Genomic DNA, 21,255 nt, shown 5'->3' on the forward strand with positions numbered 1-21,255 from the left:
TGTGTATATCGAACAAAAATTCATAGATATCATAGCAAAGATTAGTGTCCATTTCAAGGACACTGATTCCGGTTATCAGCTGTTCCCGATTGTTTCTGTTGCCTTCTTTACACTTTCATTATCCCCAAGAATAATCATCATATCATCCACCTGCAGCTTAAGTTCAGGATTCGGATTAACCATGGTCTTCTCTCCCCGGCGGATGGCAACTACTGTGATATTGTACTTATTTCTGACATTCAGATGTTTCAGATCCTTCCCCACCCACCCGGAAGGCACCCTGATACTGAACACCGACAGATCATTATCCATTTCGATATAATCTACCAGTCCCGGGTTCACCAGATTGTGAGCTACCCGAATTCCCATTTCATGTTCAGAATAAATGATTTTGTCTGCCCCGATTTTAGTAAGCATCTTACCGTGCATTTTGCTTAATGCCTTGACGACAATTTTCTTTACGCCCATTTCCTTAAGGATAAGTGTACTCAGAAGGCTGGCTGACATATCCCCCAGTGCCACTACCGCCACATCGGCATTCCCTGCCCCTATAGCCTGCAGGTTTTTTTCTTCTGAAGCATCGGCACATACAACATAGCCCAGTGTTGAGGAAAGATTCTGAACAACATCCTCATCCAGGTCCATGGCCATAACTTCATATCCCATGTTTTCCAAAGTGGTGGCTACACTTTCTCCAAAACGACCCAGCCCAGCTACAAAAAATATCAGTTTTTTATTCATTTATACCCTCAGCCAATCGAAATATTTTCTTCCGGGAACTGGAGATTTCTCTTTCTTCTATCCCCAAAAACAATAGACAGCGTCATAATTCCCACACGGCCTATGAACATGGCAATCATAAGAATGATCTTGCACGATGTATTTAACTGTGCGGTCACACCTGCCGTAAGCCCTACGGTGCTGAACGCGGAAACCGATTCAAATAAAATCTGACCGAAAGAAAAACCTCCGGTATTACATACAAGCATGGCAAATGTGGTTAAAAACACAAAGCCGCTGTAAATAAAAAATATATTCAGTGCCTTATAGAGCACCTGCATGGGTATCCTCTTATGATAGACTACCACCTGATGTCTGCCCCGCAGCCAGGAGGCTGTGGACAGATAAAGCACAGCCAGCGTAGTAGTACGGATTCCGCCCCCGGTAGATACCGGCCCGGTTCCCACACTCATCAGGGCTATCATCAGAAGCAGTGTCGCCGGTTTCAACGCGGTCATATCCACCATGGAGAACCCGGACATACGGGATGATGATGCCATAAAGAGAGCATTTACCACCTTATCCGGCCATGACAGAGCCGCCATAGACGCCGGGTTTTCACCTTCCAGGCAGAGAAAGGCCACGGTGCTTACCACCGTAAGAAACAATCCGGTGGTGATGACAATCTTCGTATTCAGCTGGAATTTCCGCCAGGACCTCTTATCAATGACATCATTGATAACCAGGAAACCTACTCCACCCAGCAATGAGGTCAGATAAATAATTATAAGCGGATACGGATGGGACATGAGTCCGGCCACTCCGCCTTCTGCCCCAAGAATATCAAATCCGGTATTGCAGAATGAGGCCACCGAGTACCAGCATCCCAGATAAATTCCTTTCCATCCATACTGTGGAACAAAGTAAATAGAAAGGAGAATGCTGGAAATACATTCAATCCACAGGGTGGTAGTTACAATCCGTTTTACCAGCCAGACTACACCGGAAGGGGTCTGCAGATTAAAAGAATCCTTTATCAGAAGCCGTTCCCTGAGCTGAATCCGCTTCCCTGTACTGATTCCCCATACCGCCATAGCTGTCATAATGCCCAGCCCACCGATTTCGCTCATTATCATGATGAATATCTGGCCGAACAGAGAAAATTCCTTTTCAATATCGATATAGGACAACCCAGTCACGCTGATTACGCTGACCGCGGTAAAAAGTACATCCAGAAAGCTCAGATGCACCCCGCCATTCTGTGAGACAGGAAGCATCAGAACACAGGCACAGAACAGCATGCACAGGGCAAAACCGGCCATAATCAGAAAGCCCCGGTGAAAGAATCCAAGTGCTGAAATAATGGATTTTATCATGAGTCCTTTCTCCTTTCCTTTTCATCATATGACCCGTTCATTTCCTGTATAGTCTGTCCTGCTGAATCACTGCTGCCTGCGTCAGTTCTCCAGTGGAACATTCTCATCAATCATTACGGTAACGTGTTTATCTCCATAGTAAATCCGTACCGTTCCCACAGCTATATCCGCGCTTTCTCTGCAGGTTATCGTTCCTTTTCCCTGCATAAGTTCTTCATAAAAAATCCAGGACTCCCTGCGCCGCCCCATAACTTTTGAACGGTCCCTGCGGGAGCATACGATTTCTACCGGTCCCGCTGCACGACGTATCCATGGCGTAATGACATGACGGGCGATGTACTGATCACACATCTCCCCCATTGCCGGATGGTAGGGCCCCGCCAGAAGGGAATGTCCTGTATCCAATTCATCCGTAGCCTGAAGGCCTACGCGTATAACTCCAATACCATGGTGATTATACCACCGTTTCATAAAGGCAGCCTTACATACTGCCTCTTCCAGCCGGATAGGGCGATATGTTCCCGCCCTGTACATCTGTCCCAGTGCAGTGCCTTCCAGAACCAACACGGGGTATATGCGTATAAAATCAGGTTTTAACCTGACTCCCTTCCGCGCTGTGTAGCGCATGGATTTCCAGTCTTCTCCGGGAAGCCCTATCATAAACTGCAATCCCACGGAAAAATCATTTTGCCGCAGGAGCGCTGCGGCCTGCCTGGCGTCTTCTGCCGTATGTCCCCGTTCCGCCTTTTTCAGTACCTGGGGATCCAGACTCTGCACTCCCAGTTCTACGGTTTTAACCCCGTATCTCTTCAGGAGCCTGAGGATTTCCGGCGTAATACAATCCGGCCGGGTTGACAACCGTATGGCACGAATCCTTCCTTCATCCAGCGCCTGTTTCGCCGGCTTCAGCAGTTCTTCCATAACTTTAACAGGAAGCGCTGTAAAGGATCCGCCATAAAAAGCGGCCTCCCAGTACCGGCTATCATCGCGAACCGGCACATATTCTCTGATAATCTTTTCTATATCCTGCGCCGTAACCGACGTACTCCGTCCGGTAATCCGTACCTGATTACAGAAGACGCACTGATGAGGACATCCCCAGTGGGGTATAAATAAAGGAATAATTGCATGTTTCATTTTATCTTATCATTATCCGGAGATAAAGAAAAAGCGAGACATGTCCCGCTTTTCCTTATCTGCCGTCCTGCAGACTACTTTTCTTTGTTTGCTTTGGAATCCATAGCATTCTTTACGGATTCACCAACACCATCAATCAGATCTCTTGCATCCGTAGCGGCAATAACCCCCAAGATATCATGGCGTGTCACAATGCCTGCCAGCCGGTTGTTCTTATCTACTACCGGCACCGTCTTGAGATGTTCATCAATCATAAGGGAAGTAATGGTGTCCATATCCGTTTCCGGAGTTACACAACGTACATCCTTGGTCATGATTTCATCTGCTCTGGTTGCCAGTAATTTACGGAAAGACTTTTCATAACGGCCATATCCGCAATAGTAAAGGCTGGCGCCCAGTACATCCACATACTGTGGAACATAAGGACGTACCTTCTTATACAGCAAATCCCCTTCAGAAACTATCCCCAGCAGCTTATTGTCGCCATCAGTTACCGGAATCGCATCAATAGGATGGGATACAAACAAATGAATCAGTTCCTGTACTGTGCAATCTGCTGGTACAGACAGGACATACTTTGACATAAAATCTTTTGCCTTATACACTTTTGAAGTCATAATATCCACCTGAATTCTTAGTTATAACAGAATCATCTGATAATCATATTATATCATACAATAGTCAATATCAGAGATGATATGGCTCATGTCTCATGATTTTCATCGCCCGGTAAATCTGTTCTGTCAGAATCAGCCTTGCCATCTGGTGTGTCAGTGTTATCTGGCCAAGACAGAACCTGAGCTGTGCCCTTTTCCTCAGCAAATCGCTGTTACCATAAGGACCTCCGATAAGGAAACAGAAATGGCTGCTTCCTGTTACCATCTTTTTTTCCATCCAGTGGGAAAAATCTTCTGAACTCATTTCCTTTCCCTTTGTATCCAGAAGGATCACGCAGGCTCCTTCCGGAACATATTTCAACAGTTTTTCCGCTTCCCGATCCAGTGCCTTAGTAATATCCGCGGGAGAAGGATTATCCGGAACCCGTTCTTCCCCCTGCTCAATAAATTCCACTCTGCCCATCCCGGACAGCCGTTTAGTGTATTCGGCTATTCCTGCCTTCATCCACTTTTCTTTGATTTTCCCAATGCCGATTACAGAAAATTTCATTTCCCGTCATCCTCTCCCAAAACTACCACGGCGGTTCTGGTGTGACCACTATGTTCATAGGTGATGGTTACCTTATCCCCTGGTTTATAGTTCATCATTACATTTCTCAGTTCAGACAGGGAATTGGTTGCCTTTCCATTAATCTGCATAATATAGTCTCCGCGTACAATATCGCTTCCATCCAGAGGACTGCCGTCAGCAATCTTGTATACATAGATTCCCCCGTTATGATCCCAGGAGATGCCGTTTCTAGCTGCCAGTGTCTTATCAATCCCATATAAGCCCAGATATGGACGGGTAACATGCCCATTGCTGATGAGCTGAGAAACGATAGCCTTCACCTGGTTGATTGGAATGGCAAATCCCATCCCTTCTACCCCGGCTTTTGCAATCTTAGCACTGTTGATACCGATAACCTTTCCATCGGCCGTACAGAGGGCTCCTCCGGAATTGCCCGGATTAATTGCCGCATCTGTCTGAATAAGTTTAATCTGCTGTTCTACATCATCCAGTGTACGATTCAGCGCACTGATGACCCCAACCGTTACGGTACCTCTGAATTCAAGGCCCAGCGGATTACCAATGGCTACTGCGGTTTCCCCAGGCTGCAGGGAATCGGAATTACCAAATTCAGCTACCGGAAGTTTATCACTGCCCGGAATTTTTACCACCGCCAGATCGGTTACCGCATCCGTTCCGATAACCTTCCCTGTGACTACCTGACCATCAGAGAGTGCTACGTTGACCTGTCGATTATTACCTACTACATGGTTATTGGTAACAATATATCCTTTTTTATCAAAAATAACACCGGACCCTACATTTTGCCCCACTTCCACATTCCGGTTAAAGATGTCGCGGTCATACACTTCAGATGTAATCCCGACAACTGCCGGGCCAACTCGTTTAGCAGTTTCCACTACCGCAGTATTTCTGGAAGCCGGCAGGGTACTTTCCACCGGCGCGCTGGAGTCATTGCTCCATGTATATGTGCCCTGTTCATCTCCTGCAGGATGCATATGTGTATTTAATTTATATCCGCTTACCCCGCCAATCAGGATAGCTGCAAGAAGGATAACGGCCAGTCTTTTATCAAATCGTCCTTTGCTGTTATTTATATATTTTCTGTTATTTTTCAAAGTAAAGCCCCCACTTCGTATAAACGATTGAAAGGATTTTCAGCGTAAACCTATTTTAACACATCAGAGAAAGTTCCCGCCCTGGATGAATCAGGTCATATCCCGTAGCATCCAAATAAAAAATCCGTAAGCCGGAAAATCCAGCTTACGGATTTTTTGCTTAGCTACTTAGCATAATCTACTGCACGGGTTTCACGGATAACTATAACCTTGACCTGTCCAGGATACTGCAATTCACTTTCAATCTGCTGAGAAATCTTATGCGCCAGAATGGTGGCCTGATCTTCAGAAATCTTTTCCGGTTTTACCAGAACCCGAAGTTCCCTGCCAGCCTGAATCGCGTAGCAGTTTTCAACTCCCGGATATGACTTGGCAATATCTTCCAGTTTTGTCAGTCTCTTGATATAGTTTTCCAGTGTTTCACGGCGTGCACCCGGTCTTGCTGCCGAGATGGCATCCGCTGCCGCTACCAAAACGGCTTCCACACACTGTGGTTCACAGTCCCCATGGTGAGATGCGATGGTATTAATAACCGCTTCCGGTTCATGATACCGCTTAGCCAGTTCTACGCCCAGCTCTACATGAGTACCTTCGCGTTCACGGTCTACCGCCTTGCCTATATCATGAAGAAGGCCGGCTCTCTTGGCCAGATCCACATTAGCTCCTACTTCAGCGGCAAGAACCCCTGCAAAGTAGGATACGTCAATGGAATGCTGAAGGACGTTCTGTCCATAGCTGGTGCGATAGCGCAGCTTACCCAGAGTTTTAACCAGTTCCGGATGAATACCGCGGATACCGCATTCCAGTACCGCTGCCTCACCGGCTTCGATGATGGCTCTATCCACTTCCCGTTTTGCCTTGGCCACTACTTCTTCAATACGGGCCGGATGGATTCGTCCATCCTTGACCAGTGCTTCCAGGGCTACGCGGGCAATTTCCCTGCGTACCGGGTTAAAGCAGGACAGAATAACCGCTTCCGGTGTGTCATCAATAATGAGGTCAACCCCGGTAAGTGTTTCCAGAGCACGGATATTGCGCCCTTCGCGGCCAATAATGCGCCCCTTCATTTCTTCATTAGGCAAAGAAACAACCGAAACCGTGGTTTCAGAAACGGTATCCGCCGCATTACGCTGGATGGCGGTTGCCAGAATCTTTCTGGCAATCTGGTCCGCATCCGCCTTAATATCCGCTTCCGCTTCCCGGATTCTGACAGCCTTTTCATGGGTCAGATCAGAATCCACCTTATCCATAATCATAGTGCGGGCTTCACTCTGCGTCATCTGAGATATTTCTTCCAGACGGGCTCTCTGCTGTTCATATACGGCATCCACTTCCGTCTGTCTGGCTTTCAGCTGCTCTGTTTTCTTTGATAAATCGTCTTCTCGTTCTTCTAATGTTGTACTTCTTCGATCCAGATGTTCTTCCTTCTGTACCAGTCTCTGCTCATATTTCTGAAGTTCATCCCTTCGTTCACGATTTTCCTTTTCTACGTCTTCACGAAGCTTATGAATTTCTTCACGAGTCTGCATCATCGCCTCTTTTTTCAGGTTCTGTGCTTCTCTGGATGTATTATCTAATAAACGTTTGGCATCGTCTGCAATCTGCTGTGCTTTTGCTTCTGCAGAGCCAATTTTAGCTTCTGCCAGCCGTTTTCTCAGTATATATCCAATACCGCAGCCAATGGCGGCGGCAATAATACCGGTAATACAGATAAAGAGCATTACTTTATCTAAACTCAAAGACTTCACCTCTCTTTCCTTGTAAAAATATGTATTTCAGTCTATCTAAGTGTAAATACATATATCCTGCAAAAATGCATGATATACTAAATTAATTTTAGTATTTTTATTAAAATATTGTCAAGATTATATGTATTCATCTTCTATATTCCCTCATTCTATGCGATAAAGTAATCATTTTCCCTTCTCATGCCGTCCTTTTTTCTGGCTTTCCCTGTGTTTCTTCCTTTCTGATTACCGTTGGCTTTCTTTTTCCCTGACAGAGTCTGGTTCCCTTCGCCACTTCAGAAATATACTGTAAAAATGGCCATGGGCGACTAACTCCTTTCCATATAAAACAAAAAGAACCGGACACAGGCTTCAATGCACAACGCATTTTCTTACCTGTATCCGATTCTTTGTGTATCTGCCTTTCCTTCTCCGGAAGACCTGTTCCCGGACTCCTTAGAACGGATTATCCAGGTTTGCAGCTGTTACAGAAAAATTTCTTTACGCAGTCAGCCGGAAATTTTTTCTACCAGCCACAGTACACTGAGAAAAATCGTACCGCCTATACATCCGACCACTGCACCATTGATACGGATCCACCCCAGTTCATCTGCCGTTTTCTCATAAAGAAACCGGTTGAATTTCACTTTCGAAAAACGCTTCAGAATATTTTCCGCCTCTGTCCCGGCGAAAGACTGTTCGTAACTCAGCACTTTCCTGAAAAGTGAAACTGAACTTTCCTCTATCTTCTGCATGGTTTCCCTGTCATTTATCACCGTATAGAGCCCCTGCTCCATCGCGCCAGCCATATCCGTGGCAAGCACCTTTTCATCCGTATATCCGGGTAGACTGCACAGAATGGACTGTACCCTGTCTGTATGTGCCAGGCGGACTACGTTGGCTTTCAGCATATCCATCACCCGCCGGTCTGCTGCCAGTGCTCTCAGAGAGGTATTCCATTCTCCGTATACCTGTGCCCGGTCCAGATGCTGAAGCTCTTCCCGCGCTGCTCTGGAAATGGCTTTTGCCATATGCTCAAAATTAACTGCTCCGGTCAGGAGGGCCAGCCCAATCATCATATTTCCCGGTGCCAGTTCCTCCATAACATAGGTCTTCAGTCTGGCCGCCAGAACTTCGTCCGTCTTTTCCTCTTCCAGTTTTTTCTCTGCCAGATCAAGAAGCCTGTCCAGCAGGATATCGGAGCGGCTGATTATACTGTCACAGATAAATCCGGCTATTTCTTCCTTTCTGGATACCACCATTTCTCTACCGGTCTCCAGAAGTACAGGTCTGGCATCCATGAATTTTTCCGCCAGCATTTCCGCCGTCTGGTGAATTAACCGGGTGCGGCGTTCTTCATTATTCATAAAAGAATAAATCAGATTTTCCACAGATAAATCGGCCACCATCATTTCCGCTGTTTCTCTGGTGAGCAGTTTCTTTTCAATGGCCTTACGAATTCCACCTATAATCTTATCCCTGTTCCGTGGAATAAGTTCCGTATGAAATGAAATGCCCAGAGGCTTTCTGAATAATGCCGTTACCGCAAACCAGTCTGCCACACTGCCGATAAATACACACTGTACCAGAAAGAAAATGGCATCCAACACAGATGACGGGGTATGCAGCCGCAGAAAGAAAAGAGGTATCAGGAGCAGACCTGACAGTATGAGTATCACATTGGCTGTCTTTATATTTTTCATACTATATCCCTCCTGCCGCCATATAGGCCAGTTCAAACAGGAACCCCAGCACTGCGCCGATAAGCGTACCGTTTACCCGGATAATCTGCAGATCCCGGTACAGCGACTGTTCCATGAAATCTGAGATTTCCTGTCCGCTGTAACGCTCCATCCACTGCATTACCGTCCTGTCCATTAACTGGTGTATATCCGGAATCTTCCGGATAAGCCAGTACGAAAAACTGCGTTCCAGCATTCTTTCCCGGTTGCCTGAAAGTGCAAGAATCCAGTCGATTAATGCAGCAGCTATCTTCTGAGCTGCATCGTCCCTCTCCGTTTCTTCACGGACAGCATTCTGTACCCATTTCATAAACAGCTGATTCAACCGGTAATTCAGCTGCTGTCGTTTTTCTCCGGTCAATGACTGAAGCCAGACAGACCACGCCTGTTCAACCAGGGAAGCTATAATCTGCGACTGAAGGAACCTTTCCTCTCCCCGCTTCAGCAGTTCTTCCTTTTTACTCAGAAGAAGTTTTCCCGCCATCTTCCTTCCGGTACTTCCTTCTCCATAATAAGCAACAGCTTCTTCAAAGAGACGGTTAAGCATATTTTCCATCACCGGAAGATGATATAATCTTCTGGCTTCCCGGGTAACCGCGTCCCAGAACGGGTCCCCTTTTATGTCCTCCAGTGTCCCGGTAACCGCCGGTCCCGCGAACCCTATCAGATCCACATCCCCTTTTCCATGTATTGAGGCTTCCAGATCCATATGTTCCAGGACAACCTGAATACACCGGGCCAGCCATGCTGTACACAGCTCCTGATTTTCCTGTATCCACTGACGGCATACCATAAGCGGCGGATGAAGTTTGCACAGCCGGTATAAGGCCGGTACTGTAAAAATCTGTTCCATCAGCATATTTCTTGCCGCTGCCATCATTTTTACCCGGCTGTTCTTGATTATATCCGTATGGAAACCAATCCCCAGCGGCTTATGAAATAATGACCTTACCGCATACCAGTCAGCAAGCCCTGCAATCCCAGCCGCCAGTGCCATATGAAAAAGCAGTTTTCCACAGGATGTTTCCATGTACATATATGAAAAAAGGCACAGCGCCATGGAAAGCACCAGCAATCCATCCGCCATACCTACTTTTCCGTTTTTCATCAGCGTGACCTTCCTCCTCCCATCATAGACCAGATAAACAATGCCCCAAAAGCCACCCAGGATAACGTAGTAGACATCATCCCCAGCTCTGTCATGATGTTAATCACAGTCAGTCCAATCATGAATAGCATATTTGCCCGCATATCAATAAATGGATCCCGCCTGAACGCAAAAAATGCCAGTGCCAGAATCAGCAGATTGATAATTACTACCGCTTCTACATAAAATCCCACAGGAGCCACATTCAGAAGGAAATTGCCCCCAATCATACCGATAAGAATGATAATCCAGGTTGAACTCATACCAACTCTCCCTTATATTTTTCACCATCATGCTGCGGAATCCATACCGGAACATTCGGAAATCTCCACCGAAATGCGTAGGAACGTTTCCATGCCGGACCAAAGGCATGCATCGGCACCAGCAATTGTTTTACAGTAACCGTTTCCATAAACTGCCTGACCCCCCATTCCCGGGCTTCTCCCTGTCTTGCATCTACAGGAAAAAACAGTATGTCTGTTTCCAGTCCTTTTAATCTTTTCAGCTCACGGAAATAGAAAGCACGTGCCGCCATATTATCCCGGTCACTTTCACCAGACCAATGCCACCAATTCAAATCCCCGGCATGAAAAATATTCCTATTTTTATACTGTATCAGATAAGACCCTCCGATATCGGTAGAGCCATACATGCGCACAGAAAAGTGTTTGGCATGATAAGAGTCGCCTACGTTAAGGAAATGCACCTTATCCATATCCTCTATAGAAAACTCACAATCCCTGTGCAGAAAATAGGACTTTGCCTTATTCTGAAATTTTGCAATTTCCGGATTAAAGTGATCATAATGCCGATGGGATACAAAGAAATACACATCCTTTACTGTATCGGCCAGCAGAGAATCCAGGATTCCTTCCGGATCCTGATAATAATCAAAGACCAGAATACAGTCATCCAGCTCCAGGTAAAACCCACTGTGCTTTAAAAATCCAATTGTGTATGCACTCATTTCTACCTCAACACCACTTTAAAGATAACTACCATATGTATATGCCACTTTCGCCGCACCATATGCCATACTATTTTTACTATTATAACAAATCACCATAAGGGAAACTACCAATACGTATTATGATTGCAAGCAAGAGCCCCAGTAGTGTTTTTTAGGATAGATTGTATATTTCAGTACGCTTTTTTACTAAAATATCTGACTTAAGAAAAATCCTTACTATGCTCTGTCAGGTATTGAATACATTATCAAGGAGCTTCTTTTTCCCTGTCCCCATTTCAGCTGTCCAGGAAAAGTTTACTCTTCGCTCTCATACCAAAAAACTGTCTGCGAACATTCCTCCCCTTGGCTGGAAAGCCGAAAAAAATGATTTATACTCAATCCCGGTCAATGGATGTATAATGTGATTAATCCCCCTGAAATACTCACAACACACTTCAGATGGATTTCTCTGCCATGCTGCAGGACAACATCCTCCGGGGTTCTGATTTGAGAAAGGATTTTTTATGAATATCATCCACCAGCCATCGCGTCATCGGTTTGAACTGGAGCATTTCCCTTCCTGTTATATTGAATATACGCTGGAAGAAGATGTACTAACTGTAGAACATACTATAGTGGAAGAAAGTATGCGTGGACAGGGGATTGCAGGAAAACTGGCAATCCCCACGTATCAATGGGCTAAGGCTCATCATTATAAAGTAGCTTCCCACTGCTCTTATATGGACATATGGATGAAGCGCCACAATTATAAGGATTAATACGATTATCGTTCAAAGGAGGTTCCTATGAAAAATATTAAAATTTTTATTCTTCACGGTTGCCCATATTGCCACAATGCAATGAAAGCCTGGAAAGAACTTACTGCGCAGGAAGCTTATCAGGGAATGACTGCAGAATGGATTTATGAAGATGAACACCCGGAATCTGCCAAAGGGTTTGATCATTACTACTGCCCATCCATTTTTGTGGATGAAACAAAAGTATATGAGGCACATCCCGGGGACAGCTATGAGGTAACAGCAGAAAAAGTAAGAGAAGCTCTCAACCTGGCAAGATAATTCACTATACCATCCTACTGGTTTTTATACAAAAACGCAGGAAGCATTCCATCAGACTTCCTGCGTTTTTGCAATTCACTATTCAAACATAAGAATAAACATTATATCTCCATAGTGCTGATTATAGGCAATTCTTCCCAGTGTGCTGACCTTTCTCCGGCTTCCGTCGGCTTTTATCAGGTGGAAGTTAATGGGTTTTCGCGGTCCTGGGTAGTTCCCATTCATGTCTTTAGCTCCATGACGATTTCTATACCCTTTTATTTCCATCAGAACCCGGGGAAGCTCCTCCGGAGCAATCATATCCGCCCAACGCTTCCCCATCCATGAAGAGGAGTTATTTTCATATCCATAAAGTTGTTCTGCCTCCCGGTTAGCAAATAATATCCTCCCCTGATAGTTTGCTTCACAGATAACAAGGGCTGCCGGCATTCCATATTCCAGATCTTTGACGCTGAACCCCATATTCAATCGGTGTTCCTTTTCAAGAACGCTATTGTAACAAAAACTATTTATTCCCTTTACTCGCTTAATGTGGTATGCCGCTTTATCCGCCTTATGGAGGAGATCCATGAGACCCACGCCATGATCAGGATAAAACGCATATCCAACACTCACTGCAAATTCAAAACTTGTCCCCTTCTGCACAAAAAAATGTTTTTTGTCTGCCCATTTCGACAATAATTCAATATGTTTCTGCGAATTACCAGGAATAAGCATTGCAAATTCATCCCCACCCATACGGCCCGTAAGCCCATGCATTTTTTTCATGAGTGCCGTTAGTTCTCTGGCCAGAGAAACCAGAGCTCTGTCACCGGCTTCGTGCCCATAAATGTCGTTATATACCTTATAATCATTAATATCCAGAAATACCAGAATGGCCTTATCCTGTGACCGGAGAAGATGATTAGCCTCTATTTCAAACCCACGTCGGTTATAAATCTGTGTCAATGGATCAATCACTGATTCCTTCCTCAGCACTCTGGTTTCCATGTTTAATTCTTCATTCCGAGTTCTGAGTTTTACCCATTCATATGCCGTATATAGAACAAATCCTCCCATAGCCATAACGGTTACCCCCAGAAGCAAGATTTCCGGAGTCATCCATCCATTATGAGGCATAACCTGTAATTCCCATCGTTGTCCCTCATAATTTTCTGTCACCGTCAATGGATAAGACAGCGGTTTATCCAGATTGGTGGTAATAACCCGGACATTTCCCCCAACTACCTGCAGCAACCGATAATCATATCCCTGACGAGCCAGCTCTGAAATAGTTTCTGTCCTGAGCAGTTTATTTATGCTTAATATGGTAGTGACAGTACCCACATATTTTTCTGTTCCTGCATATACTGATTTACGAATGTATATCCCGGTGTCTGCGTCAGAAATCGGAGAAGGACCGAAAAACAGGGTATCTGCCGCATTCCTATGCCCACTCATTCCGGAAACTGGCACATCCTTCAGATATAAGTCAGGCGGAGTCACATAATTACCTGCCGGGCTTATTAACCGCTGCCCTGACGGCAGTTCGAAGGCAAATAGTTCTACTACCGGATTCTGCAGTTGCAATGCCCGGGCTCCCGTATAAAAACTATCAGTTTTTCCACCTGAGTCTTTTAATATTTCCCCCAGAGAATCTGTCGTTTTTATTCCCTGCCCCAACTCCCAGGTCACATCAGACAGATAAAGTTCGGCCAGATGACGAGCATGTGCCCGACTCCCGTAAATCGCCCCCATAAGCAACCCTATCCCAAGGAGAAAAGAAAAAACAACCGATACCAGCAGATATTGCTGCTTTTTTCGAACTGCTGCCGAAGAACCTTTTTGCTTTCTATAATCCAAATGATTCACCCCTGTTACCATACCTGTAATTATAGACACCGGCCCCAAATCTTACCTTGTATCATATCAAATCTTATCCATGCGGTCGTTCCCCGCTCTGATTAACAGACTTATCAATAAAATATGCAATCTCACTGCCCATTATTCTCCTTTTAGCACAGATTGTCAACTCCATGTAACAGAAGGAGATTCACAGCATACGCAGCTGCTTCCATTGAATAAATAACTGCTCTCGTGTTATAGTGTGAGCAACCGATCTATGTTTTATCAGCTTATTTATATTCATAATAATTAATATATTTGAAAGGTCTGCTTTATTTATGGTCCACATTTTATATGATATTGGCGAATACAACGTTGGCTATGATATCAGCGCCTTTCTCATGCTTTCCGTAATCCTTATTTTCCGCCTGCTTCAAATCAAAAGGAAAAGTCACTCTATGCATCTGTTAATTGCCACTACCATTCTTCTGGCTATTACCAGCCTGCTGGAAGCTTTTTCCTGTGTAATGCGAAACAATCCGCTTCTTTTTTCACCGGAGACTGGAAATCTGGTGAATTTCTCCGGATATGTACTGAACACCACGTTAATTTACCTGGTTGTTCTGTACATTTTAAGTCTTACCGGTGTAAACAAAACACTCTCTGTTTGGCAAAAAGTGGTTTGTGCACTCCCCTATCTGTTTCTTACTACTATTTTCCTGCTTCCATGGACCAGACACTGGATTTTTTACATGACTCCTGACGGGCAATTCCATCATGGCCCATTGGTATGGTTTGCTGATAATTATCTGTATATCTATATGGCATTCAGTTTCCTTGTTGTCCTGTTTCATCGCAAGCATTTCTCCCTCCTTTCCTGGATTTTCCTGCTGCTTATGTGCTTTATCTATGGAACGTGTAACTTACTGGACATCTACTATCCTTATCTTAAAATTTCCAACTTTTTGTGGGCCCTTATTCTTATCATTGCTTCTCTCCAACTGGATCATGATTCCGCAGAAAAAACCATCAGGCAATGGCAGCTGACCAGCTGGACTGACAATCTATCCGGGCTAAAAAATAGAGATGGGCTGGATGCAGATACAGCGCAACTTATTCATCATCCGCTGTTTGTGGCTATGCTGGATATTGATTTCTTTAAAGAATTTAATGATGAAGCAGGCCATGCTGCCGGAGATCTGGTTATAAAACAGGCTGCCAGTCATATGAAACATGTCTTTGGCAATTCTGCCTATCGTATTGGCGGTGATGAATTCCTTGTCATTTTTAAGGGAAATTTAACTATATTCAATGCCAAATTGACCCAGCTCGAACAGCTGACTCAGTCTATTTCCATTGAAAACATAACCAGAAAGGTTAATTTCAGCATTGGACAATGCTATGGAACCCCTCGAACCACGGAAGCGCTGTATAAAATGATTCGCCTGGCAGATATTTCTCTCTACGATGCCAAACAATCCGGTCGTGGACGCATGGGTAAGCTAATGGTTTTAAAAACATAAGCCCTGTGGGATTTTATTTTCCTGGGCATGAAGTTACATAAAACTCCTGATATACCGAAAAACTAATGGTATATCAGGAGTTCTTGATTTTATATTTTATCCTGCTGTATCGACAGGTACATTTCTGCCTTTATCTGATTTCAAAGGTTCCTTTATGAAAAATGGATGCTCTGCCACCGCGTCCCTTTTCATCATTCCAGGTCATGAATGCGAGCACTTTATTAGAATTGAAATTCAGAATCTGCGATACTACGACACCTGTTTCTTCCACCCAATTGACATAAAAAATCTTATCGCTTACTTCTTCTACTTCATAGTGTTCTCTCCCAGATGGAGCGAGGCTTTTATCACTGGTTGGAATCCACTGCAGTACATCCTTTTCCGGGTATACAATATCAAAAGCAAAGCCGGATTCATAATGCACAGAAACTTTCTTATTTTTTACATAATCAAAAAACATAATATATTGCTCCTTTCTAATCCAATCATTTTACTTTATGTGACAATCAGCCCCACTGCAATTCTCCCATAAGTACTTTAGCCCCCAGTTCTACTACCCCTTTATTTTCTCTGTCCGGATAATCCGCAAGCAGAAAATCTGTCAATTCTCTGCTGTTTTCTGCCCTGGAAATTCCATCTATTGCATTCTTCAGATATTCCCGGGTATGTTTAAGTGCTTCCGTATCAAAGGTACCATTTTCGACAGCATGTGATGGAATCAGAATTTCAGGATGTAATGCGTCCAATACATCCAGGCGCTTAATCCATGCCTCCAGCTTCTCTCTGGACCCTGTATCAGCCAGGAATACATGAATTTCATTAAAAGTATCTATGCCTCCCAGCAGTACCCGATTCTTTTCATCCCAGAGATTTATCCGTCCATTCTCTCCGCTAAATATAAAGGGAACTCCAAGAAAATCTATCGGCCCCTTCTCCATAGCCTTAGGAATTACAGGATTAACTGGTGCATCTTCTTTAAGAACATTTTTCCATGCGTCCAGTTTGCCAGACAATGAGGTACAAATCTTATCCACTGTTTCCTGCGAAGCATAGGCTATGACCTCTGGAAATTCCCTTATCACCGTTTCAAGTCCAAAATAATAATCCGGATCGAAGTGGGTAATAAAGATCTTATCCAGAATCAGTCCTTTTTCCTTAATCCAATAGGAAACCTTCTTGGCTGCCGATTGGGTAAAGCCAGTATTAACCAGTACCGCATGTCCATCTTTTTCAAGGACTGCCATAGTTACAAAAAAACTTACTGCATCGTTAAAAAACACATGCAATGTATAATCATTTAACTGGAATGTTTTCATATTCATCCCCCCTTTGGCTCTATTATAAAATGAACTAAATTTATGCGGAATTTCATAAATTTAAATCCGTATTAAGTAAAAGCTTTACGCCAGCTTATATACTGGTATAATAAAAACAGGAGTACAGAATTGTCTGACCCCATATATTGGTCAGATTCTTCCAGGATGAATATGGCAACAATCCGGATAGAGATATCATTTTTCTTCAAACAAGGAGACATTATGAACGATCGCCAGTTATCTTCTTTTATTGAAACGGCCAAACTAGGAAGTTTTTCAAAAGCCGCTTCTGTATTATTCATCTCCCCGGCGGCACTTATTCAGCAAATTAATCTTCTGGAACGTGATTTGGGTTTTCCCCTGTTTAACAGGACCAATCACGGAGTAACGCTTACGGAAAACGGAGTCCATTTTCTAACCAGTGCTAAAAAAATAATTTCTCTGTATGAAGAGGCCAGATACTATGGCTTAAATAATGATAAGAATCAACACTACCATATACGGGTTGCACTACCAGAGGAAGGGTTGCCTACCCGTTTCCTGTGCGCTTTCCGGAAATTTCGCCAGGAATACCCCCAGAGTGAAATCATGTTTCCTTTCTTCCCTTTTTCCACCCATCTGAAAGCGATTGCCAATGGAGATGTAGATTTAAGTATCGCAGCAGAATATCGTCCGGAATACATAAAGAACCTCACATTTATTCCACTTATGAGAGATACCTATTCGTTTCTGATGAGGGAAGAGAATCCTTTGTCCCGCTTACCTATTATCCATAAAGAAGACCTTCGGAATCAACATATCATCACCGGCCATTACGATGGCATTGCTCAGCCTTTCAAGGATGCATTGCCATCTTATGCTGAAATTGAGGAACTGGATAATGCTTATAATACAGAAACCCGGTTCCAAAGCTATTACCGAGATGTCCTGACCATCATCCATTCCTCATGGGCCAATAATTTTAAGCCATATTTTCATGTAGTCCCTTCTGACATTGATGCAGGAAATATTGGTATTTACTGTGCTAAATCTCCAAGCAAAGGTGTTAAGGCACTGGTGAAGCTTCTGGCTGACATTTAATCGATTGGCAGGTATTTTTACCTATACCGAAATCTTCGCCCCATTTCGGATGATCTGCTGGCCCTGCTTTTACATATTAAAACGCAGACTGAATTCTTTATGAACCATCCATTTCAGTCTGCGTTTTTGCTGCTTTTATACAGCCCCAATACTACATACCCGCTTCTACAACAGCACGATTATTTTTTCTCTTCTGCTGAGCGATAATAATTTAACTTATCCTGATACATTCGATTATCAGCAATGCGTACCAACTCATTGGATGAACTGTCTGGGAATTCACTGCGGCTGGAAACTCCAACAGATACGGATATGCGGGGATTGAATGCGCCTTTCCAGTTATTCATCTGATCCAGTAAAGACTGGTGTAAAAGCAGGCGTTGCCTATCGTCTACCTGCATCAACGCGACAAACTCGTCTCCCCCTACACGATACCCCTGAAAAAATGGAAGTTTCTCTTTGGATTCATCCTTTAAATTCATCAGAAATTTTGCCATGGTTTTAATTAATTCATCTCCTGCTGCATGGCCCAGGGTATCATTAGCCTTTTTTAATCCATTAATATCAAATACAGCGACCGCAAATTGCTCACTATGCACATGCTCTTCCTCCAACAACTTTTCTTCATAGGCTCTGCGATTTGGCAGACCTGTCAGAAAATCTATGGAAGCCATGCGTTCTGCTGCTTCTTTTTGCCGATTTCTGAAGATAATAGTTCCAACCAGAGCGGTAAGCACACCGGTCCCAATAATCGCTATCACTATAACTTTCCCATAATTATGCTGTACATAATATGCAAATCCAGGCGTAAATGCTTCATCCGTATGCTTCAAAAGTGAATCTGCAATATTACTGTCTCCCCATAATTCCCCCATTCGACTCATCGTCAAAAACAGAGGATGATTATCCGGATTTACCGCAATGGTTAAATCTTCAGAATCCTCCAGACTGGTAACCTGAAGATCATTATTCTGGATATACAGAGAAATAAAGTACGGATCTACCACAGCAGCCCCGGCATCTCCATTTTCCACAGCTTCTATCAAAGCTTCTGGCGATTCAAAATATTTAATCTTATGCCCGGGGAAAAATTGCCTGATATACTTTTCCTGCGGAGGCAATGATTTTACCACAGCAAAAAGGGTATCCTGATTTAAAGGCTCTCCATTACGACTAAGAACATACATCTTCATCCGTACTACATTAGGGGTAAGTAATATATGTTTATTTTCCGCTTCCCACGGAGTATCGTAAATGGGAATCGCAGCATCAAGTTTATGTTCCTGTAAATCCTTGATCAGCTGTTGCATATCCTGATAAGGAATATAAGTTACAGGCACATTTAAATTAAATTTTCTAAACCCGTAATTGATTAAATCTTTGAACATCCCCCGAGCCTGTCCATCAGGACCGGTAGAAATAAAAGGAACCATCGTATCTATATATCCAATTCGAATTGTTCCATGTCTTTTAAACCAGGCTTTCTGCTCAGTCGTCAGGACAATACTTTCTGAGTTTTTCAGGATATACTTTTCTTTCAAATGCGCTTTAAAATCAGGGATATATGTGCTAATCATGGACAGCCCCTCATTAGTCTCTTTAAGAAGATCCGGTCGTTTCTTAGATACGGCGACATAGGAATTATCTGTACCAAAGCGCAACACAGGAATCACATTTCCCTTAACGGTATCCAGCCTGGCAGTAAAGTCTGCCAATGCATCCACTTCTCCACGCCTTAATGCCACAATACGAGATTCATAATCACTATATTCAACAATCTTAAGATTCAGTCCATGCTCTTTATTCCATTGACGGAGCTGGCTGGCCACAGTGGTATCTTTACCAACTCCAATACGTTTTCCACGAAAATCCTCCATGCGCTGATATCGGTCTTCCTGGCCGTTTGGCACAAACAGGTAATAGGCCAAACTCCGTAGAGGAAAAACAGAAAAATCATACAATTTAGCCCTTTCTGGCGTATAGGAAACATTATCCATTATATCAATTCTTCCTGCTGCCAGATCCCCCAGCAATTCAGACCAGGTTCGGTATACATAAACATATCTCCAGTTATTGAAAGAAGCAAGCATCCTCATATATTCATATGTATATCCCGACTTATGAATCCTGGCGGGATTGCCCTTATAATTTTTAGGTATAGCATAGCCAATGCGAACAATTTTTGGGGCAGGTTCTGCTGCATGTGATAGGTCAACAATAAAAGACACATTCAGAACCAATGCTAAAAGGACAAATAAACGCAGGGGGAATGCAGGCATAAATATCCCTCTTTCAATAAAACCTACATGTAAATATATCTACAACTTAAATTAAGTGTAACATGCTTATTGTTGCTTGTAAATTTATAAGACTCTTTAAAAAACATATGATAACAATACTTTGTCTTCGCGCCTCACCAGGCCTTCGCATTTTCCCTTTGTATCCTTTTACTATTTTACCTACATAGGCACCTGGCCTGGGAGTTACCAAGATTGCCAAATAAAAAAGACACCGTTTCAGGTGTCTCTTTTGTGATGCATAGAATATGGAGTTTTATCTGCCGGCCGCAATATCCTTTGGGAAATCCTCCGGATTTCCTGTTTTACGGTCTGAAAACATACAGCTTCCAGAGAATGAATCCTCTGGAAGCTGTCCCCTCCCAGGACTTCCCAGCAAGTACTTTCGGCCCCATTTGGGAAATCGGAGACGATTTCAGCCTGCCTGCTGCTTCACTGCTGGTAAATCCGATGCCAGGCGTAACCTTTTACAGCCCGTCACCGAATTTACCAGCATTCAGCGCATACAGACTAAACTCACTCCGATTTTCTCAAATGGGTGTGTTTTACATTTCTCTAATATTTCACGGTCGCCAGCCGTAGCTGCCTACAGGCTGACACCGGAGTTATCCGGCTTCAGCCATATCTGAGACAAACTAGCCTCAATTTCCTCAAATGGGTGTGTTTTACGTTTTTCTAACAACTCACGGTTAGAAGTTAAGCTTGTATTTTCTCACATAGCATGCTCCCCAGAAGCGATCTGGGAGGATAGAAGCAAATACAACGGTAAAAGTGCATGACTCCCCAGCGTAAGAACAGAGATGCAAATACATACAAGGTTAATGCAGATTCAAGGAACGGAGACAAATTCGGACTCAGACTGTAGTCTGCTACGTCCGAGTTCGGATTTGTCTCCAGTGACGCAGAAGATGCGTTAAGATCGCTATGTATTTGTTTACAAGCTTAACTTCCGTGTTGGCATGGAAACGGGTGTATCCTCGTAAATTCGATGCACTCTTCCGCCCTGGACGGCGTCATCCGGTACAGACTCAG

At 43.9% G+C, this 21,255-nt stretch carries 20 protein-coding genes; 5 read left to right on the forward strand and 15 right to left on the reverse strand.

What is annotated here, in order from left to right; genetic code table 11:
* Positions 1-75: 75 nt before the first annotated feature.
* The 11 genes from BLQ79_RS05855 to BLQ79_RS05905 form a co-directional block, all read right to left on the reverse strand.
* Positions 76-741 (reverse strand): potassium channel family protein, encoded by a 666-nt coding sequence (locus tag BLQ79_RS05855; protein ID WP_091364761.1) that lies wholly within the window; start codon positions 739-741, stop codon positions 76-78.
* Between the two features lie 8 nt (positions 742-749).
* Positions 750-2,096, reverse strand: coding sequence for a TrkH family potassium uptake protein (locus BLQ79_RS05860; RefSeq protein WP_091364763.1), 1,347 nt, complete (start codon positions 2,094-2,096; stop codon positions 750-752).
* Between the two features lie 81 nt (positions 2,097-2,177).
* Positions 2,178-3,233: an elongator complex protein 3 gene (locus BLQ79_RS05865; RefSeq protein ID WP_091364765.1), complete on the reverse strand. Its 1,056-nt coding sequence runs from the start codon at positions 3,231-3,233 to the stop codon at positions 2,178-2,180.
* Positions 3,234-3,307: 74 nt separating this feature from the next.
* Positions 3,308-3,850: a CBS domain-containing protein gene (locus BLQ79_RS05870; RefSeq protein WP_091364768.1), complete on the reverse strand. Its 543-nt coding sequence runs from the start codon at positions 3,848-3,850 to the stop codon at positions 3,308-3,310.
* A gap of 70 nt (positions 3,851-3,920) precedes the next feature.
* Positions 3,921-4,400 carry a 23S rRNA (pseudouridine(1915)-N(3))-methyltransferase RlmH gene (gene rlmH, locus BLQ79_RS05875; RefSeq protein WP_091364770.1) on the reverse strand — a complete coding sequence of 160 codons (480 nt, stop codon included), beginning with the start codon at positions 4,398-4,400 and terminating at the stop codon, positions 3,921-3,923.
* Positions 4,397-5,539, reverse strand: a complete 1,143-nt coding sequence (locus BLQ79_RS05880) for a S1C family serine protease (protein WP_234944942.1) — start codon at positions 5,537-5,539, stop codon at positions 4,397-4,399. The genes rlmH and BLQ79_RS05880 overlap by 4 nt, the downstream gene beginning before the upstream one ends.
* A 164-nt stretch (positions 5,540-5,703) precedes the next feature.
* On the reverse strand, positions 5,704-7,260 hold the full coding sequence (rny, locus tag BLQ79_RS05885) for a ribonuclease Y (RefSeq protein WP_200779842.1): 1,557 nt from the start codon (positions 7,258-7,260) through the stop codon (positions 5,704-5,706).
* Positions 7,261-7,775: 515 nt separating this feature from the next.
* Complete coding sequence (locus BLQ79_RS05890) at positions 7,776-8,969, reverse strand: DUF445 family protein (RefSeq protein WP_091364773.1); 1,194 nt, start codon at positions 8,967-8,969, stop codon at positions 7,776-7,778.
* A gap of 1 nt (position 8,970) precedes the next feature.
* A complete protein-coding gene (locus tag BLQ79_RS05895; protein WP_091364776.1) occupies positions 8,971-10,116 on the reverse strand; it encodes a DUF445 family protein in 1,146 nt (381 codons plus the stop codon).
* On the reverse strand, positions 10,116-10,418 hold the full coding sequence (locus BLQ79_RS05900) for a hypothetical protein (RefSeq protein ID WP_091364779.1): 303 nt from the start codon (positions 10,416-10,418) through the stop codon (positions 10,116-10,118). Before BLQ79_RS05900 ends, BLQ79_RS05895 begins: the two co-directional genes overlap by 1 nt.
* Positions 10,415-11,122: an MBL fold metallo-hydrolase gene (locus BLQ79_RS05905; protein ID WP_091364782.1), complete on the reverse strand. Its 708-nt coding sequence runs from the start codon at positions 11,120-11,122 to the stop codon at positions 10,415-10,417. Before BLQ79_RS05905 ends, BLQ79_RS05900 begins: the two co-directional genes overlap by 4 nt.
* 506 nt (positions 11,123-11,628) lie before the next feature.
* On the opposite strand from BLQ79_RS05905, the gene BLQ79_RS05910 reads away from it, so the two are divergent.
* Together BLQ79_RS05910 and BLQ79_RS05915 are read left to right on the forward strand one after the other, a co-directional pair.
* Positions 11,629-11,883 carry a GNAT family N-acetyltransferase gene (locus BLQ79_RS05910; RefSeq protein WP_091364786.1) on the forward strand — a complete coding sequence of 85 codons (255 nt, stop codon included), beginning with the start codon at positions 11,629-11,631 and terminating at the stop codon, positions 11,881-11,883.
* Positions 11,884-11,910: 27 nt separating this feature from the next.
* A complete protein-coding gene (locus BLQ79_RS05915; RefSeq protein ID WP_091364789.1) occupies positions 11,911-12,183 on the forward strand; it encodes a thioredoxin family protein in 273 nt (90 codons plus the stop codon).
* A 78-nt stretch (positions 12,184-12,261) separates the two neighbouring features.
* On the opposite strand, the gene BLQ79_RS05920 is transcribed toward BLQ79_RS05915, so the two are convergent.
* Entirely contained in the window at positions 12,262-14,025 is a 1,764-nt protein-coding gene (locus tag BLQ79_RS05920; protein ID WP_159427860.1) for a diguanylate cyclase domain-containing protein, read from the reverse strand.
* A gap of 440 nt (positions 14,026-14,465) precedes the next feature.
* On the opposite strand from BLQ79_RS05920, the gene BLQ79_RS05925 reads away from it, so the two are divergent.
* Positions 14,466-15,530, forward strand: a complete 1,065-nt coding sequence (locus BLQ79_RS05925) for a GGDEF domain-containing protein (protein WP_159427861.1) — start codon at positions 14,466-14,468, stop codon at positions 15,528-15,530.
* A gap of 130 nt (positions 15,531-15,660) precedes the next feature.
* Here the strand turns inward: BLQ79_RS05925 and BLQ79_RS05930 are convergent, their stop codons facing one another.
* Positions 15,661-15,990: a MoaF-related domain-containing protein gene (locus tag BLQ79_RS05930; protein WP_091364796.1), complete on the reverse strand. Its 330-nt coding sequence runs from the start codon at positions 15,988-15,990 to the stop codon at positions 15,661-15,663.
* 46 nt (positions 15,991-16,036) lie between these two features.
* Positions 16,037-16,846 carry an MBL fold metallo-hydrolase gene (locus tag BLQ79_RS05935; RefSeq protein ID WP_159427862.1) on the reverse strand — a complete coding sequence of 270 codons (810 nt, stop codon included), beginning with the start codon at positions 16,844-16,846 and terminating at the stop codon, positions 16,037-16,039.
* Between the two features lie 222 nt (positions 16,847-17,068).
* Here BLQ79_RS05935 and BLQ79_RS08275 point away from each other — a divergent pair, with 222 nt between their 5' ends.
* On the forward strand, positions 17,069-17,926 hold the full coding sequence (locus tag BLQ79_RS08275) for a LysR family transcriptional regulator (RefSeq protein WP_159427863.1): 858 nt from the start codon (positions 17,069-17,071) through the stop codon (positions 17,924-17,926).
* Positions 17,927-18,105: 179 nt separating this feature from the next.
* Here BLQ79_RS08275 and BLQ79_RS05945 read toward each other — a convergent pair whose 3' ends face one another.
* A complete protein-coding gene (locus tag BLQ79_RS05945; protein WP_091364800.1) occupies positions 18,106-20,205 on the reverse strand; it encodes a transporter substrate-binding domain-containing diguanylate cyclase in 2,100 nt (699 codons plus the stop codon).
* Between the two features lie 213 nt (positions 20,206-20,418).
* Between BLQ79_RS05945 and BLQ79_RS08165 the strand changes: the two genes are divergently transcribed.
* Positions 20,419-20,805 carry a hypothetical protein gene (locus tag BLQ79_RS08165; protein ID WP_143270087.1) on the forward strand — a complete coding sequence of 129 codons (387 nt, stop codon included), beginning with the start codon at positions 20,419-20,421 and terminating at the stop codon, positions 20,803-20,805.
* Positions 20,806-21,255 lie beyond the last annotated feature (450 nt).

The sequence above is a fragment of the Dialister histaminiformans genome (genome assembly GCF_900103425.1).
Taxonomy (GTDB): domain Bacteria; phylum Bacillota; class Negativicutes; order Veillonellales; family Dialisteraceae; genus Allisonella; species Allisonella histaminiformans.

What these genes read in the sequence shown, in the direction of transcription:
- BLQ79_RS05855 (WP_091364761.1), bottom strand. Translation starts at nt 741, where the DNA reads ATGAATAAAAAACTGATATTTTTTGTAGCTGGGCTGGGTCGTTTTGGA.
- BLQ79_RS05860 (WP_091364763.1), bottom strand. Translation starts at nt 2,096, where the DNA reads ATGATAAAATCCATTATTTCAGCACTTGGATTCTTTCACCGGGGCTTT.
- BLQ79_RS05865 (WP_091364765.1), bottom strand. Translation starts at nt 3,233, where the DNA reads ATGAAACATGCAATTATTCCTTTATTTATACCCCACTGGGGATGTCCT.
- BLQ79_RS05870 (WP_091364768.1), bottom strand. Translation starts at nt 3,850, where the DNA reads ATGACTTCAAAAGTGTATAAGGCAAAAGATTTTATGTCAAAGTATGTC.
- rlmH (WP_091364770.1), bottom strand. Translation starts at nt 4,400, where the DNA reads ATGAAATTTTCTGTAATCGGCATTGGGAAAATCAAAGAAAAGTGGATG.
- rny (WP_200779842.1), bottom strand. Translation starts at nt 7,260, where the DNA reads ATGCTCTTTATCTGTATTACCGGTATTATTGCCGCCGCCATTGGCTGC.
- BLQ79_RS05890 (WP_091364773.1), bottom strand. Translation starts at nt 8,969, where the DNA reads ATGAAAAATATAAAGACAGCCAATGTGATACTCATACTGTCAGGTCTG.
- BLQ79_RS05895 (WP_091364776.1), bottom strand. Translation starts at nt 10,116, where the DNA reads ATGAAAAACGGAAAAGTAGGTATGGCGGATGGATTGCTGGTGCTTTCC.
- BLQ79_RS05900 (WP_091364779.1), bottom strand. Translation starts at nt 10,418, where the DNA reads ATGAGTTCAACCTGGATTATCATTCTTATCGGTATGATTGGGGGCAAT.
- BLQ79_RS05905 (WP_091364782.1), bottom strand. Translation starts at nt 11,122, where the DNA reads ATGAGTGCATACACAATTGGATTTTTAAAGCACAGTGGGTTTTACCTG.
- BLQ79_RS05910 (WP_091364786.1), top strand. Translation starts at nt 11,629, where the DNA reads ATGAATATCATCCACCAGCCATCGCGTCATCGGTTTGAACTGGAGCAT.
- BLQ79_RS05915 (WP_091364789.1), top strand. Translation starts at nt 11,911, where the DNA reads ATGAAAAATATTAAAATTTTTATTCTTCACGGTTGCCCATATTGCCAC.
- BLQ79_RS05925 (WP_159427861.1), top strand. Translation starts at nt 14,466, where the DNA reads ATGCATCTGTTAATTGCCACTACCATTCTTCTGGCTATTACCAGCCTG.
- BLQ79_RS05930 (WP_091364796.1), bottom strand. Translation starts at nt 15,990, where the DNA reads ATGTTTTTTGATTATGTAAAAAATAAGAAAGTTTCTGTGCATTATGAA.
- BLQ79_RS05935 (WP_159427862.1), bottom strand. Translation starts at nt 16,846, where the DNA reads ATGAAAACATTCCAGTTAAATGATTATACATTGCATGTGTTTTTTAAC.
- BLQ79_RS08275 (WP_159427863.1), top strand. Translation starts at nt 17,069, where the DNA reads ATGAACGATCGCCAGTTATCTTCTTTTATTGAAACGGCCAAACTAGGA.
- BLQ79_RS05945 (WP_091364800.1), bottom strand. Translation starts at nt 20,205, where the DNA reads ATGCCTGCATTCCCCCTGCGTTTATTTGTCCTTTTAGCATTGGTTCTG.